Source organism: Staphylococcus sp. MSU001 (assembly GCF_052976705.1).
Window position 1 is genome coordinate 150,365 of sequence record NZ_JBRIKK010000001.1, and the last position, 22,119, is coordinate 172,483.

The 22,119-nt window shown below is 31.2% G+C and carries 6 protein-coding genes and 1 pseudogene (1 of these 7 running past the window's edge); 5 read left to right on the plus strand and 2 right to left on the minus strand.

Annotation, left to right across the window (positions count from 1 at the left end):
* Positions 1-18,052 carry the 3' portion of a hyperosmolarity resistance protein Ebh gene (ebh, locus tag ACVBFA_RS00695; protein WP_447158755.1) on the plus strand. It extends 12,395 nt beyond the left edge of the window, so the window shows 18,052 of its 30,447 coding nt (coding positions 12,396-30,447); its start codon lies off the left edge, out of view; the stop codon is at positions 18,050-18,052.
* A 172-nt stretch (positions 18,053-18,224) separates the two neighbouring features.
* On the opposite strand, the gene ACVBFA_RS00700 is transcribed toward ebh, so the two are convergent.
* Both ACVBFA_RS00700 and ACVBFA_RS00705 read right to left on the minus strand, forming a co-directional pair.
* A complete protein-coding gene (locus ACVBFA_RS00700; RefSeq protein WP_002446449.1) occupies positions 18,225-18,620 on the minus strand; it encodes a ribonuclease HI family protein in 396 nt (131 codons plus the stop codon).
* Positions 18,621-18,946: 326 nt separating this feature from the next.
* Complete coding sequence (locus ACVBFA_RS00705; RefSeq protein ID WP_002446448.1) at positions 18,947-19,651, minus strand: queuosine precursor transporter; 705 nt, start codon at positions 19,649-19,651, stop codon at positions 18,947-18,949.
* A gap of 251 nt (positions 19,652-19,902) precedes the next feature.
* Between ACVBFA_RS00705 and ACVBFA_RS00710 the strand changes: the two genes are divergently transcribed.
* The 4 genes and pseudogenes from ACVBFA_RS00710 (at position 19,903) to ACVBFA_RS00725 (ending at position 22,108) form a co-directional block, all read left to right on the plus strand.
* Positions 19,903-20,097: a zinc-finger domain-containing protein gene (locus ACVBFA_RS00710; RefSeq protein ID WP_002446447.1), complete on the plus strand. Its 195-nt coding sequence runs from the start codon at positions 19,903-19,905 to the stop codon at positions 20,095-20,097.
* Between the two features lie 11 nt (positions 20,098-20,108).
* Positions 20,109-20,369 (plus strand): NifU N-terminal domain-containing protein, encoded by a 261-nt coding sequence (locus tag ACVBFA_RS00715; RefSeq protein ID WP_001831110.1) that lies wholly within the window; start codon positions 20,109-20,111, stop codon positions 20,367-20,369.
* 51 nt (positions 20,370-20,420) lie between these two features.
* Complete coding sequence (gene brxA, locus ACVBFA_RS00720; RefSeq protein ID WP_002457670.1) at positions 20,421-20,858, plus strand: bacilliredoxin BrxA; 438 nt, start codon at positions 20,421-20,423, stop codon at positions 20,856-20,858.
* A 201-nt stretch (positions 20,859-21,059) separates the two neighbouring features.
* A pseudogene (locus ACVBFA_RS00725) lies at positions 21,060-22,108 on the plus strand (ABC transporter permease).
* The last annotated feature ends 11 nt before the right edge of the window (positions 22,109-22,119 follow it).

Consider the following 22,119-nt stretch of genomic DNA (forward strand, 5'->3'; position numbering starts at 1 on the left):
TGATGCATTAAAAGCTGCAAGATTAGAGTTAGAAAATAAAATAAATCAAACAGTACAAACTGACGGTATGACACAACAATCAGTAGACGCTTATCAAAACGCTAAACGTGAAGCCCAAAATGAATCTAACACTGCTTTAGCATTAATTAATAATGGCGATGCCGCTGAACAACAAATTACAACTGAAACAGACAGAGTCAATCAGCAAATTGCAAACTTGACTCAAGCAATTAACGGATTAACTGTTAATAAAGAACCATTAGAAACCGCAAAAACAAAGTTACAAAATAACATCGACCAAGTACCTATTACAGATGGTATGACTCAGCAATCTGTTGCAAACTATAATCAAAAACTACAAATAGCTAAAAACGAAATTAACACAATTAATAACGTTTTAGCGAATAATCCTGATGTTAATGCAATTAGAACAAATAAAGCAGAAGCGGAACGAATCAGTAATGATTTAACACAAGCTAAGAATAACTTACAAGTTGATACTCAACCTTTAGAAAAAATAAAAAGACAACTACAAGATGAAATTGATCAAGGTACTAACACAGATGGAATGACTCAAGATTCAGTGGATAACTATAATGATAGCTTAAGTGCAGCAATTATAGAAAAAGGCAAAGTAAATAAATTACTTAAACGTAATCCGACAGTAGCACAAGTTAAAGAAAGCGTTGCTAATGCACAACAAGTTATACAAGATTTACAAAATGCTCGTAATTCACTTGTTCCAGACAAAACTCAACTTCAAGAAGCTAAAAATAGATTAGAAAATAGTATTAACCAACAAACAGATACTGACGGTATGACTGAAGATTCACTTAATAATTACAATGATAAATTAACTAAAGCTAGACAAAATCTTGAAAAAATCACTCAAGTTTTAAACGGCCAACCTACAGTAGCTGAAATAAGACAGAACACTAGCGAAGCTAATAGTCATACACAAGCGTTAGACACTGCTCGTTCTCAACTTACATTAAATAGAGAGCCATATATCAATCATATAAATAATGAAAGTCATTTAAATAACGTGCAAAAAGATAATTTTAAAGCTCAAGTTAACTCAGCACCTAATCATAATGCTTTAGAAACGATTAAAAACAAGGCAGATACTTTAAATCAATCTATGACAGCATTAAGTGAAAGTATTGCAGATTACGAAAATCAAAAACAACAAGAAAATTATTTAGATGCATCTAACAATAAACGTCAAGACTATGACAATGCAGTCAATGCGGCTAAAGGAATTCTCAACCAAACTCAAAGTCCGACTATGGGTGTTGATGTGATTAATCAAAAAGCTGAAGAAGTAAAACGTACTAAAGATGCTCTTGACGGAAATCATAGATTAGAAGAAGCTAAACAACTAGCAATAGCTCATTTAAATACCTTAAATGATTTAAACGATGCTCAGCGACAAGCTTTAACTGATACTATAAATCACTCTCCAAACATCAATTCAGTAAATCAAGCTAAAGATAAAGCTAATACTGTTAACACAGCAATGACTCAACTGAAGAAAACTATTGCTAACTATGACAACGAATTGCTTGATGGCAATTACATTAATGCAGATAAAGACAAGCAAGATGCTTACAATAATTCTGTTAACAATGCTAAACAACTGATTAATCAATCTGATGCTAATCAAGCACAACTTGATCCAGCTGAAATTAATAAAGTTACACAAAGAGTCAATTCGACTAAAAATGATCTAAATGGTAATGACAAATTGGCTGAAGCTAAAAGAGAAGCTAATACAACCATCGATGGTTTAACTTATCTAAATGAAGCTCAACGTAACAAAGCTAAAGAAAATGTAGGCAAAGCTTCTACAAAAACAAATATTGCGAGTCAGTTACAAGATTACAATCAATTGAATACTGCTATGCAAGCGTTACGTAACAGTGTGAACGACGTTAACAATGTTAAAGCAAATAGCAATTATATAAATGAAGATAATGGTCCAAAAGAAGCTTACAATCAAGCCGTTACTCATGCTCAAACATTGATAAATGCACAATCTAACCCTGAAATGAGCCGTGACGTAGTAAATCAAAAAACAGAAGCAGTAAATACTGCCCATCAGAATTTACATGGACAACAAAAGTTAGAACAAGCACAAACTAGTGCTAATACAGAAATCGGTAACTTACCAAACTTAACTAATACTCAAAAAGCTAAAGAAAAGGAACTGGTAAATAGTAAACAAACTCGTACGGAAGTACAAGAACAACTTAACCAAGCTAAGTCACTAGATAGTTCTATGGGCACGTTAAAATCATTAGTTGCTAAACAACCTGAAGTACAAAGAACAAGCAACTATATTAACGAGGATCAACCTGAACAATCTGCATACAATGATGCCATTACAATGGGACAAACTATAATTAATAAAACAGCTGATCCAGTACTTGATAAAACTTTAGTTGATAACGCAGTTAGTAACATTTCAACCAAAGAGAATGCACTACATGGTGAACAAAAATTAGCAACTGCTAAAACGGAAGCAATTAATGCACTTAATACATTAGCTGATTTAAACACTCCTCAGAAAGAGTCTATTAAAACAGCTATTAACACTGCTCATACAAGAACTGATATAACTGCAGAGCAAAGTAAAGCAAATCAAGTAAATAGTGCAATGCACACGTTGAGACAAAACATTTCTGACAACGAATCAGTAACAAACGAAAGTAAGTATATTAACGCTGAACCCGAAAAACAACATACGTTTACTGAGGCTCTAAATAATGCTAAAGAAATTGTTAATGAACAACAAGCCACTCTTGATGCCAATTTAATTAATCAGAAAGCACAAGCGATTCTCACTACTAAGAATGCTTTAGACGGTGAAGATCAATTACGTCGTGCTAAAGAAAATGCCAATCAAGAAATCAATACGTTAAATCAATTGACTGATGCACAAAGAAACAGTGAAAAAGGTTTAGTCAATAGTTCTCAAACTAGAACAGAAGTTGCTTCTCAATTAGCAAAAGTTAAAGAACTAAATAAGGTGATGGAGCAACTGAACAATCTCATCAACGGTAAAAACCAAATGATAAATAGCAGTAAATTTATCAATGAAGATGCGAATCAACAACAAGCATATACGAATGCGATTGCTACTGCAGAAGCACTTAAGAACAATTCTCAAAATCCTGAATTAGATAAAGCTAACATTGAACAAGCAATTAATAATATTAACTCTGCAATTAACAATCTAAACGGTGAAGCCAAACTGACTAAAGCTAAAGAAGATGCTGTTGCTTCAATAAATAACCTAAGCGGATTAACTAATGAGCAAAAAGCTAAAGAAAATCAAGCTGTTAATGATGCAGAAACAAGAGATCAAGTTGCTAACGTTTTACGTGATTCAAAGGCATTAAATCAATCTATGCAAACATTACGTGACTTAGTTAACAATCAAAATGCAATCCATTCAACAAGTAATTATTTTAACGAGGATTCAACTCAAAAGAATACTTATGATAATGCAATTGATAATGGCTCGACATATATAACTGGTCAACACAATCCAGAATTAAATAAATCTACTATTGATCAAACGATTAGCCAAATTAACACAGCTAAAAATGATTTACATGGTGCAGAAAAGTTACAAAGAGATAAGGGCACTGCTAACCAAGAAATTGGACAATTAGCATATTTAAATGACCCTCAAAAATCTGGTGAGGAAGCCTTAGTCAACGGTTCAAATACACGTTCTGAAGTAGAAGAGCATCTTAATGAAGCTAAAGCATTAAATAATGCTATGAAGCAATTAAGAGATAAAGCAGCTGAAAAGACTAATGTCAAACAAAGTAGCGATTACATTAATGATTCAACTGAACATCAACGTGGGTATGATCAAGCACTTCAAGAGGCAGAAAATATTATTAATGAAAACGGTAATCCAACATTAAATAAATCGAAAATTGAACAAAATTTACAACAATTGACTGACGCTCAAAATGCGTTACAAGGTTCACATCTTTTAGAAAATGCTAAAAATAATGCTATTTCTGAAATCAACAAACTCACAGCATTAAATGGTGCACAACGTCAAAAAGCAATTGAAAATGTTCAAGCACAGCAGACAATCCCAGAAGTTAATCAACAATTAACTTCGGATAGAGATATAAATACTGCAATGCAAGCTTTACGAGATAAAATAGGCCAACAAAATAACGTTCATCAACAAAGTAATTATTTCAATGAAGATGAACAACCAAAACATAACTATGATAATGCTGTACAAGCCGGTCAAACTATTATTGATAAAATTCAAGATCCAATCATGAACAAAAATGAAATTGAACAGGCTATTAATCAGATCAATACGACTCAAACAGCGTTAAGTGGAGAAAATAAATTACACACTGACCAAGAAAGCACAAATAGACAAATAGAAGGTTTATCTAGTTTGAACCAAGCTCAAATTAATGCTGAAAAAGGTTTAGTAAACCAATCAACTACTAGAACAGAAGTTGCTCAAAAGTTAGCTGTAGCCAAAGAATTAAATTCTGCTATGAGTAATTTAAGAGATGGCATTCAAAATAAAGAGGACATCAAACATAGCAGTGCATATATCAACGCAGATCCGACTAAAGCTACAGCTTACGATCAAGCACTACAGAACGCAGAAAATATCATCAATGCCACACCAAACGCAGAGCTTAATAAAGCTACAATTGAACAAGCGTTATCACGCGTTCAACAAGCACAACAAGATCTTGATGGTGTTCAACAATTAGCTAATGCTAAACAACAAGCTACACAAACTGTAAATGGGTTAAACAGCTTAAATGATGGACAAAAACGTGAATTAAATCAGTTAATCAATTCAGCAGATACACGTACAAAAGTACAAGAAGAAGTAACTAAAGCTAATGAATTGAATCATGCGATGAAAGCGTTAAGAGATAGTGTACAACACATTGATAAAGTGAAACAAAGTAGCAATTATGTCAATGAAGATCAACCTGAACAGCACAATTATGATAATGCTGTCAATGAAGCTCAAGCTACAATCAACAACAATGCTCAACCTGTTCTAGACAAATTAGCTATAGAACGTTTAACTCAAACTATTAACACTACAAAAGATGCATTACACGGTGCTCAAAAACTGACACAAGACCAACAAGCTGCTGAAACTGTAATACGTGGTTTAACGAGTCTCAATGAACCTCAGAAAAATGCTGAAGTAGCTAAAGTAACTGCAGCAACAACACGTAATGAAGTGAGTAATATTCGTCAAGAAGCAACAACATTAGATACTGCAATGCATGGTTTACGTGAAAGCATTAAAGATAAAAACGATACTAAAAATAGTAGTAAATATATCAATGAGGATCATGACGAACAACAACCTTATGACAATGCTGTAAATAATGCTCAACAACTCATTGACGAATCTCAAGCAACTTTAAATCCAGATACAATCAATCAATTAGCAAATGCCGTAACTCAAGCTAAATCTAATCTTCATGGAGATACTAAACTACAACACGCTAAAGATAGTGCTAAACAAACGATTGCTCAATTACAGAATTTGAATTCAGCTCAAAAACATATGGAAGATTCTTTAATTGATAATGAATCTACACGTACGCAAGTCCAACATGATTTAACAGAAGCTCAAGCTTTAGATGGATTAATGAGTGCCTTAAAAGAGAGTATTAAAAATAATGCTAATATTGTTTCAAACGGTAATTACATCAATGCGGAACCATCTAAAAAACAAGCATATGATGCCGCTGTACAAAATGCTCAAAATATAATAAACGGGACAAATCAACCAACTATTAATAAAGGTAATGTCAATACAGCAACGCAAGCCGTTAACAATACAAAAGATGATTTAGATGGTGATCATAGATTAGAGGAAGCTAAAAATAATGCTAATCAAACAATCACAAATCTATCTAATTTGAACAATGCCCAAAAAGATGCAGAGAAAAATCTAGTTAATAGCGTATCAACATTAGAACAAGTTCAACAAAACTTACAAACCGCTCAACAATTAGACAATGCTATGGGTGAGTTACGACATAGTATTGCTAACAAAGATCAAGTGAAAGCAGATAGTAAATATCTAAATGAAGATCCACAAATTAAGCAAAACTATGATGATGCAGTTCAACGTGCTGAAAGTATTATTAACGCAACTCAAAATCCTGAATTACTTAAAGCAAACATTGACCAAGCAACTCAATCAGTTCAAAATGCAGAACAAGCTTTACATGGTGCTGAAAAATTAAATCAAGACAAACAAACGTCTTCGACTGAACTAGATGGATTAACAGATTTAACAGATGCACAACGTGAAAAACTCAGAGAACAAATTAATAGTTCAAATAGTAGAGATGATATCAAACAAAAAATTGAGCAAGCAAAAGCACTAAATGACGCAATGAAACAACTTAAAGAACAAGTTGCGCAAAAAGATGGTGTTCATGCTAACAGTGATTATACAAATGAAGATTCTGCACAAAAAGATGCGTACAATCATGCACTTAAACAAGCGGAAGACATTATTAATAACAACTCAAATCCTAACTTAAATGCACAAGACATTACTAATGCTTTAAATAATATTAAACAAGCACAAGATAATCTTCACGGAGCTCAAAAATTACAGCAAGACAAAAATACAACTAATCAAGCCATTGGTAACTTAAATCATCTTAATCAACCTCAAAAAGATGCGCTTATACAAGCTATTAATGGAGCTACGTCTAGGGACCAAGTTGCAGAAAAACTTAAAGAGGCCGAAGCGCTTGATGAAGCTATGAAACAACTTGAAGACCAAGTGAATCAAGATGATCAAATTTCAAATAGCAGCCCATTCATAAATGAAGACTCAGACAAACAAAAAATTTATAATGATAAAATCCAGGCTGCAAAAGATATAATTAATCAAACATCTAATCCAACCTTAGATAAACAAAAAATTGCTGATACACTCCAAAATATTAAAGATGCAGTGAATAATTTACACGGTGATCAAAAATTAGCTCAATCTAAACAAGACGCTAATAATCAATTAAATCATTTAGATGACTTAACCGAAGAACAAAAGAACCATTTTAAACCGTTAATTAATAATGCTGATACTCGTGATGAAGTAAATAAACAACTAGAGATTGCTAAACAATTAAATGGTGATATGAGTACACTTCATAAAGTCATAAATGATAAAGATCAAATTCAACATTTAAGCAATTACATTAATGCTGATAATGATAAAAAACAAAATTATGATAATGCTATTAAAGAAGCTGAGGATTTAATTCATAATCACCCAGATACATTAGATCATAAAGTATTACAAGATTTATTGAACAAGATAGACCAAGCGCATAACGAGTTAAATGGAGAATCTAGATTTAAACAGGCATTAGACAATGCTTTAAACGACGTAGATAGCTTAAACAGTCTCAATGTTCCACAACGTCAAACTGTTAAGGATAACATTAACCATGTGACAACTCTAGAAAGTTTAGCTCAAGAATTACAGAAAGCAAAAGAGCTTAATGATGCTATGAAAGCAATGAGAGATAGCATTATGAATCAAGAGCAAATTCGTAAAAATAGCAATTATACTAATGAAGACTTAGCTCAACAAAATGCCTATAATCATGCAGTTGACAATATAAATAGCATTATTGGTGAAGACAATGCGACGATGGATCCTCAAATAATCAAAAAAGCAACTCAAGATTTAAATACAGCTATAAATGGATTAAATGGAGATCAAAAACTTCAAGATGCAAAGACAGATGCTAATCAACAAATTACTAACTTTACTGGTTTAACTGAACCACAAAAACAAGCATTGAAAAACATCATTAACCAACAAACAAGTAGACCAAATGTTGCTAAACAGTTAAGTTATGCCAAATTCTTAAATGGAAAAATGGAAGAATTAAAAGCTGCAGTTGCCAAAGCGCCATTAGTAAGACAAAATAGTAACTATATTAACGAAGATGCCTCTGAAAAAGAAGCATATGAACAAGCTATTGCAAAGGGTCAGGAAATAATTAATGCTGAAAATAATCCAACAATAAGTAGTACTGATATCAATCGTATCATTCAAGAAATTAATGTCGCTGAACAAAATCTTCATGGCGAAAATAAATTAAGACAAGCACAGGAAACTGCAAAGAATGAAATACAAAATTTAGACGGATTAAATTCAGCTCAAATAACAAAATTAATCCAAGCTATAGATAGAACAATAACTAAACCTGCAGTAACTCAGAAACTAGAAGAAGCAAAAGCTATAAACCAAGCTATGCAACAACTTAAACAAAGTATAGCCAATAAGGATGCTACTCTAAATTCTAGTAACTATCTCAATGAAGATTCTGAGAAAAAGTTAGCTTACGATAATGCTGTAAGCCAAGCTGAACAACTCATAAATCAACTTAACGACCCAACTATGGATATAAGTAATATTCAAGCTATTACTCAAAAAGTCATTCAAGCAAAAGATTCATTGCACGGTGCAAATAAACTAGCACAAAATCAAGCAGATTCAAATTCAATAATAAATCAATCAACAAACTTAAATGATAAACAAAAACAAGCATTAAATGACTTAATTAATCATGCTCAAACTAAACAACAAGTGGCAGAAATTATTGCACAAGCTAATAAGTTAAATAATGATATGGGCACACTGAAAACACTCGTAGAGGAACAGTCAAAAGTTCATCAACAAAGTAAATATATTAATGAAGATCCACAAGTTCAAAATATTTATAATGACTCCATTCAAAAAGGTCTAGAAATATTAAACGGTTCTACGGATGATGTTTTAAACAACAATAAAATAGCAGATGCCATTCAAAACATTCAATTAACTAAAAACGATTTACATGGTGAGCAAAAATTACAAAAAGCACAACAAGATGCAAATAATGAATTAAACTATTTAACAAATCTAAACAATTCTCAAAGACAAAGTGAGCATGATGAGATTAATTCTGCGCCTTCAAGAACTGAAGTTTCTAATGATTTAAATCATGCTAAATCACTTAATGAAGCTATGCGTCAACTTGAGAATGAAGTTGCTCTTGAAAACAGTGTTAAAAAATTAAGCGACTTTATCAATGCAGATGAAGCGGCACAAAATGAATATAGTAATGCACTTCAAAAAGCTAAAGACATTATCAATGGCGTTCCAACTAGCACTTTAGATAAAGCTACAATTGAAGATGCTTTATTAGAATTGCAAAACGCTAGAGAAAGTTTACATGGTGAGCAAAAACTTCAAGAGGCTAAAAATCAAGCTGTTGCTGAAATTGATCATTTACAAGCATTAAATCCAGGACAGGTTCTTGCTGAAAAAACATTAGTTAACCAAGCATCAACCAAACCAGAAGTTCAAGAAGCCTTACAAAAAGCAAAAGAACTTAATGAAGCTATGAAAGCACTGAAAACTGAAATAGATAAAAAAGAACAAATCAAGGCTGATAGTAAATATATAAATGCTGATAGTGGTCTTCAAGCAAATTACAATTCTGCGTTAAATTATGGTTCTCAAATTATTACAACTACTCAACCACCAGAGCTTAATAAAGATGTAATAAATCGAGCAACTCAAACGATTAAAAATGCTGAAAATAATTTAAATGGGCAATCTAAATTAGTAGAGGCTAAGTCAGATGGAAATCAAAGCATCGAACATTTGCAAGGATTAACACAAGCACAAAAAGATAAACAACATGATTTAATTAATCAAGCTCAAACTAAACAACAGGTAGATGATATAGTAAATAACTCTAAACAGTTAGATAACTCTATGAATCAACTACAACAAATTGTTAACAATGACAATACAGTAAAACAAAATAGTGATTTCATTAATGAAGATTCTAGCCAACAGGATGCTTATAATCATGCAATTCAAGCAGCAAAAGATTTGATAACTGCTCATCCTCCTATCATGGATAAAAATCAAATAGATCAAGCTATTACAAATATTAAACAAGCACTTAATGATTTACATGGTAGTAATAAACTATTAGAAGATAAAAAAGAAGCTTCAGAACAACTACAAAATCTGAATAGCTTGACGAACGGGCAAAAAGATACGATTTTAGATCATATTTTCAGTGCATCAACAAGAAATCAAGTAGGAGAAAAAATTGCAAGTGCTAAACAATTAAATAATATAATGAAAGCACTTAGAGATTCTATTGCTGATAATATTGAAGTTTTACAAAGTAGTAAGTACATCAATGAAGATTCTGAACAGCAAAATGTTTATAATCAAGCTGTTAATAAAGCTAAAAATATCATTAATGATCAACCAACACCAGTAATGGCAATTGATGCGATTCAAAGTGTACTAAATGAAGTTAAACAAACTAAAGATAATTTACATGGTGATCAAAAACTTGCTAATGACAAGACAAACGCTCAAGCAACATTAAATGCGTTAAATCACTTAAATCAAGCGCAAAGAAGTAATCTTGAAACTAAAGTTCAAAACTCTAATTCTAGACCAGAAGTACAAAAAGTAGTTCAATTAGCAAATCAACTTAATGAAGCGATGAAAAAATTAGAAGATGCTTTAACTGGTAATGACGCAGTAAAACAAACGAGTAATTATATTAATGAGGATACTTCTCAACAAGTTAACTTTGATGAATATACAGATAGAGGTAAAAACATAGTTGCTGAACAAACAGATCCAAATTTGTCTCCAGCTAATATTAACACTATTGCTGATAAAATTACTGAAGCTAAAAATGATTTACATGGCGAACAAAAACTAGAACAAGCTCAACAACAGTCCATCAATACTATTAATCAAATGGCTGGTCTAAACCAAGCTCAAAAAGAACAATTAAATCAAGAAATTCAACAAACTCATACCCGTTCTGAAGTACATCAAGTAATTCATAAAGCACAAGCTTTAAACGATTCAATGAATACTTTACGTCAAAGTATCACTGATGAAAATAATGTTAAACAAACAAGTAACTACATTAATGAAACTGTTGGTAAACAAACTGCATATAACAATGCCGTCGATCGTGTAAAACAAATAATCAATCAAACATCTAATCCAACTATGAATCCTTTAGAGGTGGAACGTGCAACATCAAATGTAAAAACTTCTAAAGATGCACTTCATGGTGAACGTGAATTGAATGACAATAAAAATTCAAAAACTTTTGCAGTCAATCACTTAGATAACCTCAATCAAGCTCAAAAAGAAGCATTAACTCATGAAATTGAACAAGCAACTATAGTTTCACAAGTAAATAATATCTATAACAAAGCGAAAGCTTTAAATAATGATATGAAAAAACTTAAAGATATCGTTGCTCAGCAAGATATTGTGAGACAATCAAACAATTATATAAACGAGGATAGTGCACCTCAAAATATGTACAACGATACAGTTAATCATGCACAATCAATCATTGATCAAGTAGCAAACCCTACGATGTCTCATGACGAAATAGAGAATGCAATCAATAATATAAAGCATGCCATCAATGCACTCGATGGAGAACATAAATTACAACAAGCAAAAGAAAATGCAAACTTATTGATTAATAGTTTAAACGATTTAAATGCACCACAAAGAGATGCCATAAATAGATTGGTTAATAAAGCTCAAACAAGAGAAAAAGTAGCTGAACAACTTCAAAGTGCGCAAGCTCTAAATGATGCTATGAAGCATTTAAGAAACAGCATTCAAAATCAATCAACTGTAAGACAAGAGAGCAAATATATTAATGCAAGTGATGATAAAAAAGAGCAATATAATCATGCAGTTAGAGAAGTCGAAAATATTATCAATGAACAACATCCAACACTGGATAAAGAAATAATTAAGCAACTAACGGATGCTGTAAATCAAGCGAATAATGACTTAAATGGCGTTGAATTATTAGAAGCTGATAAGCAAAACGCACATCAATCTATACCTACATTGACGCACTTAAATCAAGCACAACAAAACGTATTAAATGAGAAAATTAATAGCGCAGTTACCAGAACTGAAGTTGCTGCTATTATTGGCCAAGCAAAACTACTCGATCAAGTCATGGAGAATTTAGAAGAAAGTATCAAAGATAAAGAGCAAGTTAAACAGTCAAGTAACTATATTAACGAAGACCCTGATGTTAAAGAAACATATGATAACGCCGTTAATCATGTGACAGAAATACTTAACGAAACAGTAAATCCAACGTTATCTATTGAAGATATAGAGCATGCTATCAACGAAGTTAATCAAGCGAAAAAACAACTCAGAGGTAAACAAAAACTTTATCAAACTATCGATTTAGCTGATAAAGAATTAAGTAAATTGGATGATTTAACATCACAACAAAGCAGTTCAATATCTAATCAAATATATACTGCTAAAACGAGAACAGAAGTTGCGCAAGCGATTGAAAAAGCAAAATTATTAAATCATTCAATGAAAGCACTTAACAAAGTTTATAAAAATGTAGATAAAGTGTTAGATAGTAGTCGATTCATTAACGAAGATCAACCCGAAAAAGAGGCCTATCAACAAGCTATAAATCATGTTGATTCAATCATTCATAGACAAACAAATCCTGAAATGGATCCAACAGTAATCAATAGCATAACTCATGAACTTGAAACTGCTCAAAATAACTTACATGGTGATCAGAAACTTACTCATGCACAACAAGATGCTGCTAATGCAATTAATGGTCTAATTCATCTTAACGTTGCTCAACGCGATGTCATGATAAATGCGAATACAAATGCTACAACACGCGAACAAGTTGCGAAGAACTTAGATAATGCTCAAGCTCTTGATAAAGCTATGGAAGCACTACAACAAGTAGTTGCTCATAAAAATAATATATTGAACGATAGTAAATATTTAAATGAAGATTCAAAATATCAACAACAATACGATCGAGTTATTGCTGATGCTGAACAACTACTTAATCAGACAACAAATCCAACATTAGAACCATATAAGGTCGATATTGTTAAAGATAATGTCTTAGCTAACGAAAAAATACTATTTGGTGCAGAAAAACTATCATATGACAAATCAAATGCAAATGATGAAGTTAAACATATGAATTATCTTAATAATGCACAAAAGCAATCTTTAAAAGATATGATTTCTCACGCAGCTTTAAGAACTGAAGTTAAGCAACTTCTGCAACAAGCTAAAGTCCTAGATGAAGCCATGAAATCACTTGAAGATAAAACTCAAGTAGTGATTACAGATACTACTTTGCCTAATTACACTGAAGCTTCAGAGGATAAAAAGGAAAAAGTAGACCAAACTGTTTCACATGCTCAAGCTATCATTGATAAAATAAATGGCTCAAATGTAAGTTTAGATCAAGTACAACAAGCACTAGAACAATTAACTCAAGCATCAGAAAATCTAAATGGTGATCAGCGAGTTGAAGAATCTAAAGCTCATGCTAATCAAACAATTGACCAATTAACACATCTTAATTCATTACAACAACAAACTGCGAAAGAAAGTGTTAAAAACGCAACAAAACTAGAAGAAATCGCTACTGCTAGTAACAATGCTCAGGCATTAAACAAAGTAATGGGTAAATTAGAACAATTCATTAATCATGCTGATTCTGTTGAAAATAGTGATAATTATAGACAAGCCGACGACGACAAAATTATCGCTTATGATGAAGCACTAGAACATGGACAAGATATACAAAAAACTAACGCAACCCAAAATGAAGCAAAACAGGCGTTACAACAATTAATAAATGCAGAAACATCGTTAAATGGTTTTGAAAGATTAAATTATGCTAGACCACGAGCTTTAGAATATATCAAATCACTAGATAAAATAAACAATGCTCAAAAGTCCGCTTTAGAGGATAAAGTAACGCAATCGCATGATTTATTAGAATTAGAACATCTTGTCAACGAAGGTACAAACCTCAATGACATTATGGGTGAATTAGCTAAGGCAATCGTTAATAACTATGCTCAAACCAAAGCAAGTATAAATTACATTAACGCCGACAACCAACGCAAAGATAACTTTACGCAAGCTATCAACAATGCACGTGATGTGCTTAACAAAACTCAAGGTCAGAACTTAGATTTCAATTCAATTGATACATTTAAAGATGATATATTCAAGACTAAAGATGCACTAAATGGTATTGAACGTTTAACAGCTGCAAAATCAAAAGCAGAAAAACTAATTGATAGTTTAAAATTTATTAATAAAGCTCAATTCACACATGCAAACGATGAAATTATGAATACTAATTCTATTGCACAATTGTCTAGAATCGTGAATCAAGCATTTGATTTAAATGATGCAATGAAATCTTTAAGAGATGCACTTAATAATCAAGCTCTTCCTGTCCAAGCAAGCTCAAATTATATAAATTCAGATGAAGATTTAAAACAACAATTTGACCATGCTTTAAGTAATGCTCGAAAAGTACTTGCAAAAGAAACTGGTAAAAACTTAGATGAAATACAAATTGAGGGACTCAAACAAGTGATTGAGGATACTAAAGATGCTTTAAATGGTATCCAACGTTTATCAAAAGCTAAAGATAAAGCAATTCAATATGTACAATCTTTATCTTATATCAATGATGCACAACGTCATATTGCTGAAAATAATATTCACAACTCTGATGATTTATCATCTTTAGCAAATACATTATCTAATGCTAGTGATTTAGATAATGCAATGAAAGACTTACAAGATACTATAGAAAGTAATTCATCTTCTGTTCCAAATAGTGTGAATTATATTAATGCAGATAAGAATTTACAAATTGAATTTGATGAGGCACTACAACAAGCAAGTGCAACAAGCTCTAAAACTTCAGAAAATCCAGCAACGATTGAAGAAGTATTAGGCCTTAGTCAAGCCATTTACGATACAAAAAATGCATTAAATGGTGAACAACGACTTGCAACTGAGAAAAGCAAAGATCTAAAATTAATAAAAGGATTAAAAGATTTAAATAAAGCGCAACTTGAAGATGTCACAAACAAGGTAAATGCAGCAAATACTTTAACAGAGTTATCTCAGCTCACTCAATCAACGTTAGAATTAAACGATAAAATGAAATTATTGAGAGATCAACTTAAAACCTTAGTAAATTCCGTTAAGGCAAGTTTAAATTATAGAAATGCTGATTATAATTTAAAACGTCAATTTAACAAAGCTTTAAAAGAAGCTAAAGGCGTGTTAAATAAAAATAGCGGTACAAATGTCAATATCAATGACATTCAGCATCTTTTAACACAAATAGATAATGCAAAAGATCAATTAAATGGTGAACAACGTCTAAAAGAACATCAACAAAAATCTGAAGTATATATTATTAAAGAATTAGATATACTTAATAATGCTCAAAAAGCTGCAGTAATTAATCAGATTAGAGCGTCTAAAGACATTAAAATTATTAACCAAATTGTTGATAATGCAATTGAATTAAATGATGCTATGCAAAGTTTAAAAGAACATGTAACTCAATTAACAGCAACTACAAAAGACAACATCGAATATTTAAATGCCGATGAAGACCTAAAATTACAATATGATTACGCTATCAACTTAGCGAATAATGTTCTTGACAAAGAAAACGGTACAAATAAAGACGTTAATATCATAATTGGTATGATTCAAAATATGGATGATGCTAGAGCACTTTTAAATGGAATCGCAAGACTTAAAGATGCTCAAGCAAAAGCACATAATGACATTAAAGAAACGCTTAAACGTCAACTTGATGAAATTGAACATGCTAATGCAACATCAAATTCTAAAGATCAAGCTAAACAAATGGTAAATGAGGAAGCTAGAAAAGCGCTTTCTAATATTAATGACGCAACATCAAATGATTTAGTTAATCAAGCAAAAGATGAAGGGCAATCTGCAATTGAACACATACATGCAGATGAATTACCTAAAGCAAAACTAGATGCTAATCAAATGATTGACCAAAAAGTTGAAAATATAAATCACTTAATTAGTCAAAATCCAAACTTATCAAATGAAGAAAAAAATAAACTAATATCTCAAATTAAGAAGTTAGTAAATGAAATTAAGAATGAAATTCATCAAGCTATAAATAAACAACAAATAGAAAATGCTACAACAAAACTAGATGGAATCATTGATACTACTAAAAAATTAATTATCGCCAAAGCAGAAGCTAAACAAGTGATAAAAGAGTTATCACAAAAGAAACGAGATGCAATAAATAACAACACTGATTTAACACCTTCTCAAAAAGCACATGCTTTAGCAGATATTGATAAAACAGAAAAAGATGCACTTCAACATATCGAAAATTCTAATTCAATTGATGATATCAGTAACAATAAAGAGCATGCATTTAATACTTTAGCTCATATTGTTATTTGGGATACTGATCAACAACCATTAGTTTTTGAACTACCTGAATTGAGCCTTCAAAATGCTCTAGTAACAAGTGAGGTGGTTGTTCACAGAGATGAAACGATTTCATTAGAAGCTATAATTGGAGCTATGACTTTAACTGATGAACTTAAAGCAAATATTGTTTCATTACCAAAGACTGATAAAGTAGCTGATCACTTAACCGCTATAGTTAAGGTTATGTTAGCTGATGGCTCATATATCACTGTAAATGTTCCAGTGAAAGTTGTAGAAAAAGAATTACAAATAGCTAAAAATGATGCTATAAAAACAATTGATGTTCTGGTAAAACAAAAAATCAAAGATATAGATTCTAATAACGAATTAACGTCTATTCAACGTGAAGATGCAAAAGCTGAAATTGAAAGATTGAAAAAGCAAGCTATCGATAAAGTGAATCATTCAAAATCGATTAAAGATATTGAAACAGTAAAACGAACTGATTTTAAAGAAATAGATCAATTTGATCCTAAACGCTTTACGCTAAATAAAGCTAAAAAGGATATCATTACTGATGTTAATACTCAAATCCAAAATGGTTTCAAAGAAATCGAAACAATAAAAGGTTTGACTTCTAAAGAAAAAACTCAGTTTGATAAACAGTTAACTGCACTACAAAAAGAATTTTTAGCAAAAGTCGATTATGCTCATAATTTAGTAGAATTAAATCAATTACATCAAGAGTTTAATAATAGATATGAACATATTATAAACAAGGCACATTTACTAGGTGAAAAACATATAGCAGAACATAAATTAGGATATGTTGTAATAAATAAAACTCAGCAAATACTAAATAATCAATCTGCTTCTTACTTTATAAAACAATGGGCACTTGATAGAATTAAACAAATTCAACTAGAAACGATGAATTCAATTCGTGATGCACATACCGTACAAGATGTACACAAAGCATTGTTACAAGGTATAGAGCAAATCATGAAAGTAAATGTAAATATTACAAATCAATCCTTCAAGGATTCTTTGCATAACTTTAATTATCTTCAATCAAAATTTGATGCTAGATTAAGAGAAACGGATGTTGCAAACCATATCGTACAAACTGAAACATTCAAAGAAGTTCTAAAAGGAACGGGTGTTGAACCAGGTAAAACCAATAAAGAGACACAGCAACCAAAACTTCATAAGAATGATAATGATAGCCTATTCAAACATTTAGTTGATAATTTTGGCAAAACTGTAGGTGTTATCACATTAACTGGTTTACTTTCTAGTTTCTGGTTAGTTTTAGCTAAAAGACGTAAAAAAGAAGAAGAAAAACAATCGATAAAAAATCATCGCAAAGACATTCGTCTTTCAGATACTGATAAAATAGATCCAATGATAATAACTAAGCGTAAAATAGATAAAGAAGAACAAATACAAAACGATGACAAACATTCAATTCCAGTTGCTAAACGTAAGAAATCTAAAGAAAAGCAATTGAGTGAAGAGGATATTCATTCAATCCCCGTCGTTAAACGTAAACTAAATAGTGATAACAATGATACAAAACAGAAGAAAGTTGCTTCTAAAAAGAAGAAAACCCCTCGATCAACTAAAAAAGTTGTAAAAAACAAAAAGCGTTCTAAAAAGTAAAATATATCTTTAACACAGAACAAGCCCGGGACTTAATGTCTCGGGCTTGTTTTTGTGTTAATCATCGATTATTGAGTATGAACGTATTATAATAAGCTTTTCAAAGCCGAAATCTTATTGGTGAGGTTGAACAAACAATTAAATACGTAATATATCATATTAACACTTTAGATTATTGTGATGTAAGTTTGTATAGTGTTTGTTGAGCAAGTTGATTCGCTTCTTTATTTTGTTTTCGTGGAATCCATTTCACAAACATCAAATCAAAACTTTGCTCTAAGATTTCTATGTTTTCAAAATAAACTTTAAACTTAGCATTTTTAACTTTACCTTGTAGCATACTATCTTCAATTAATTTTGAATCAGTATAAAGTAACGCGTTAGATACTTTTAATTCGCGTGCATGTTCCAAAGCGTGCAACATTGCTGCCCATTCTGCACTATGATTATCCATTTCACCTAAATCATGCGTAAATGCATATCTTTGTGAATTTTCTTTTATAATAATCGCACAAGCACTTCGGCCGGGATTTCCTTTAGTCGCAGCATCAAAATGTATTTTAGCCATTACTTTTACTCCTCTTCAGAATTGTCTACTCGCTAAAATGTATCTATTTTATTGTATCAAACTAAAAAGACAAAACGCTAAAAATTAAATCAAAAACAAACAGAACCTAAGATAACATATATACTACAGGTTCTGCTAACAAATAAGGCATTGATGTCTATATTGAGCCCTTATATTAAGATTTATTTAACTTTGGTCGTACGTCCTATCATTGAAAATTTCACTTGGAATTTCTACGGACAAATCAAATTGAATTTCGAAGCTAGTTCAGCACAAGGAATTCTGTTTCGTTTTTTTGTATATCTACATATCGAATACAATAAATATTAATACCCATTATCTAATTGTTCTATCTTTCCTTTTCGATATAGTGACTTAGCAATATATCCAAATGGTACATTAAAAATTGTTGACACTAATTTTAACAGGTAAGTTGTAATAAATATTTCAAAAACAGCAGTACCTGGCATAGTACCAATAAAAGCAATTGAAACAAATAAACCGGTATCAATAATAGAACTTAAAATGGTACTACCGTATGCTCTAATAATAAAGGTTTTATCAGAGCTAAATATCTTTTTAATCATACTGAATATAAATACATCAATATGTTGGCCTATGATATAAGCAATAATGGAACCAATAGCAATTCTAGGCACTAAATCAAAAATCATTTTTAATGAGTTTTGCGCATTGTCTACTGGAGCAGGAATAAAATGCAATGACATTTGCATGACTATAATCATTACTAAGGTTGAAGAGAAACCAAGCCACACTGCTCTTTTAGCAACTTTACGACCATAGATGTCATTTAATATATCAGTAGCTAAATATATAGAAGCAAACATGACATTTCCAAGCGTAGCCGTAATACCAAAAATATGAACTGCTTTTATGACCTGTATATTAGCGATAATCGTTCCTATTGCTACCCAAGCAATTAGTCCTTGTTTACCAAAGCAACGATACATCAGTACCATTAAAGCGAATGTAACAATAAATGACGCAATACCAAATATTTCATTATACATATCATTTTCCTCCTAAATTTTGTTAAAGCGGGTGTTTAGAAACCGCCAAAATTAACTATACTAGTTTACTTAAAATTTATCTTTAATGCAATGCTAAAAAAGAAGAGTAAATAAATATTAACTTAAACCAACATCTAAGTTATCAATTTTCTCAAAACTAAAATTGATTATTTCAAATTCCCAACTTATAAATGCTATAATACAAACATGTGAAATGAGTATATATTATAAATAGTCTATAGCTAAGGGAAGTGGAAGCTATACTCACTTATACAGAACAACAAGCAATTCAACACATCGACCAATTGATGAATATTTATTGTCACCAATGTCCATTAAAAAAGCACAATAGAAAAACTCACGGTAAAACACAAGCACATCATTTTTGTATAAATGAATGCACGGTCGGTAAACAAATTAAACAAATTGGTAATGAGTTACAATAGGAGGATGTCACATGGAGATTATAGCAATTTCAGAAACACCTAATCATAATACAATGAAAGTTTCTTTGAGTGAACCACGTCAAGATAACTCATCTACAACATATACTGCCGCTCAAGAAGGTCAACCTGAATTTATTAACCGATTATTTGAAATAGAAGGTGTTAAATCAATATTTTATGTTTTGGATTTTATATCAATTGATAAAGAAGATAACGCTAACTGGAATGAATTATTACCACAAATAGAAAACACGTTCGCTAAAAGCAATTAATTTTCTATATAGTACAATTAGAAACAATTTATAGTAGAGGAGCATTTTATGATGAATGGGTACGAAGCTTATATGAAAGAACTTGCACAACAAATGAGAGCTGAATTAACAGACAATGGATTCACAAGTCTTGAAACGAGTGATGATGTCAATCAGTATATGCAAAATATAGATAATGATGACACAACATTTGTTGTAATCAACTCAACATGCGGTTGCGCTGCAGGATTAGCACGTCCAGCAGCTGTTGCAGTTGCAGAACAAAATGAAGTAAAACCAGATCATAAAGTAACCGTATTTGCTGGTCAAGATAAAGAAGCAACACAAACAATGAGAGATTACATCCAACAAGTTCCTTCAAGTCCCTCATACGCATTATTTAAAGGTCAACATTTAGTTCATTTTATACCTCGAGAACATATTGAAGGGCGCGACATCAATGATATAGCTATGGATTTAAAAGATGCTTTTGACGATAATTGTCAATAAACTTAATATTGTCTAGCTATGTCAAAGAATCACTAAAACTAATATCATTCACTAGAGTGGGACAGTCGATTCAACATGAATCCTGTCCTATTTTTTTCAATTACAATCATACTTACATATTAAATGTAATTGTTCTTTAACTCATTCTATTTGATTACTTTCTCTACCAACGATTATGTAAAAAATTGAGGTGCACCATTCATGTTTTTAGCTTGGAATGAAATAAAAAGAAATAAAATTAAATTCAGTTTAGTCATGGCATATTAGTACTTATAAGTTATTTATTATTCCTACTGTCTGGACTTGCAAACGGCCTTATTAAAATGAATACTGAAGGTATAGAAAAGTGGAATGCAGACGCTATCATATTAAAAAAAGATGCTAATCAAACTGTAGAGCAATCCTTATTCAATATATCCAAAGTGCAAAATACTTATGAACAATCAACCACATTAAAACAACAAGGGGTCATTATCTCAAACCATCATCACGAAGAAAACGCGTTACTTTTCGGCGTTACACACAAATCATTTTTAATCCCTCCTATAATTAAAGGTCATCAAGTTGAAAGTTCAAATGAAGTAGTCATTGATCAATCACTAGCCGATAAGGGGTTCAAAATAGGTGACATCTTATCTTTATCTCAATCAGATGAAAAGCTAAAAGTGGTAGGTATTGTAGAAAGTGCTAAATATAATGCTTCACCCGTGCTATTCTCTAATAATAAAACCATTGAGAAACTTAATCCCAAATTATCAAAAGATAAAACAAATGCCATAGTAGTCAAAGACTCAAATTGGAAAAATCATAAACTTAACAAAGATTTAGAAAGTATTTCAATCTCGCAGTTTATTAAAAATCTTCCTGGCTATAAAGCTCAAAATTTAACTTTGAACTTTATGATCGTTTTTTTATTTATAATTTCAGCAACAGTTATTGGCGTATTCTTATATGTTATAACGCTCCAAAAAACACACTTATTTGGTGTACTTAAAGCACAAGGCTTTACCAACGGCTATTTAGCAAAAATGGTTTTTGCTCAAACTTTCATATTATCTTTAATTGGAACAATCATTGGATTTCTCTTAACACTATTAACAGGTACCTTTTTGCCTAGTGTTGTTCCAATTCATTTTAATTTATTAACGATGTTGATATATGGAATTGTTCTTATCATTATTTCTTTATTAGGCAGTCTATTTTCTGTTCTGTCTATAATAAAAATAAATCCACTTAAAGCAATTGGATAGAAAGGAATCAT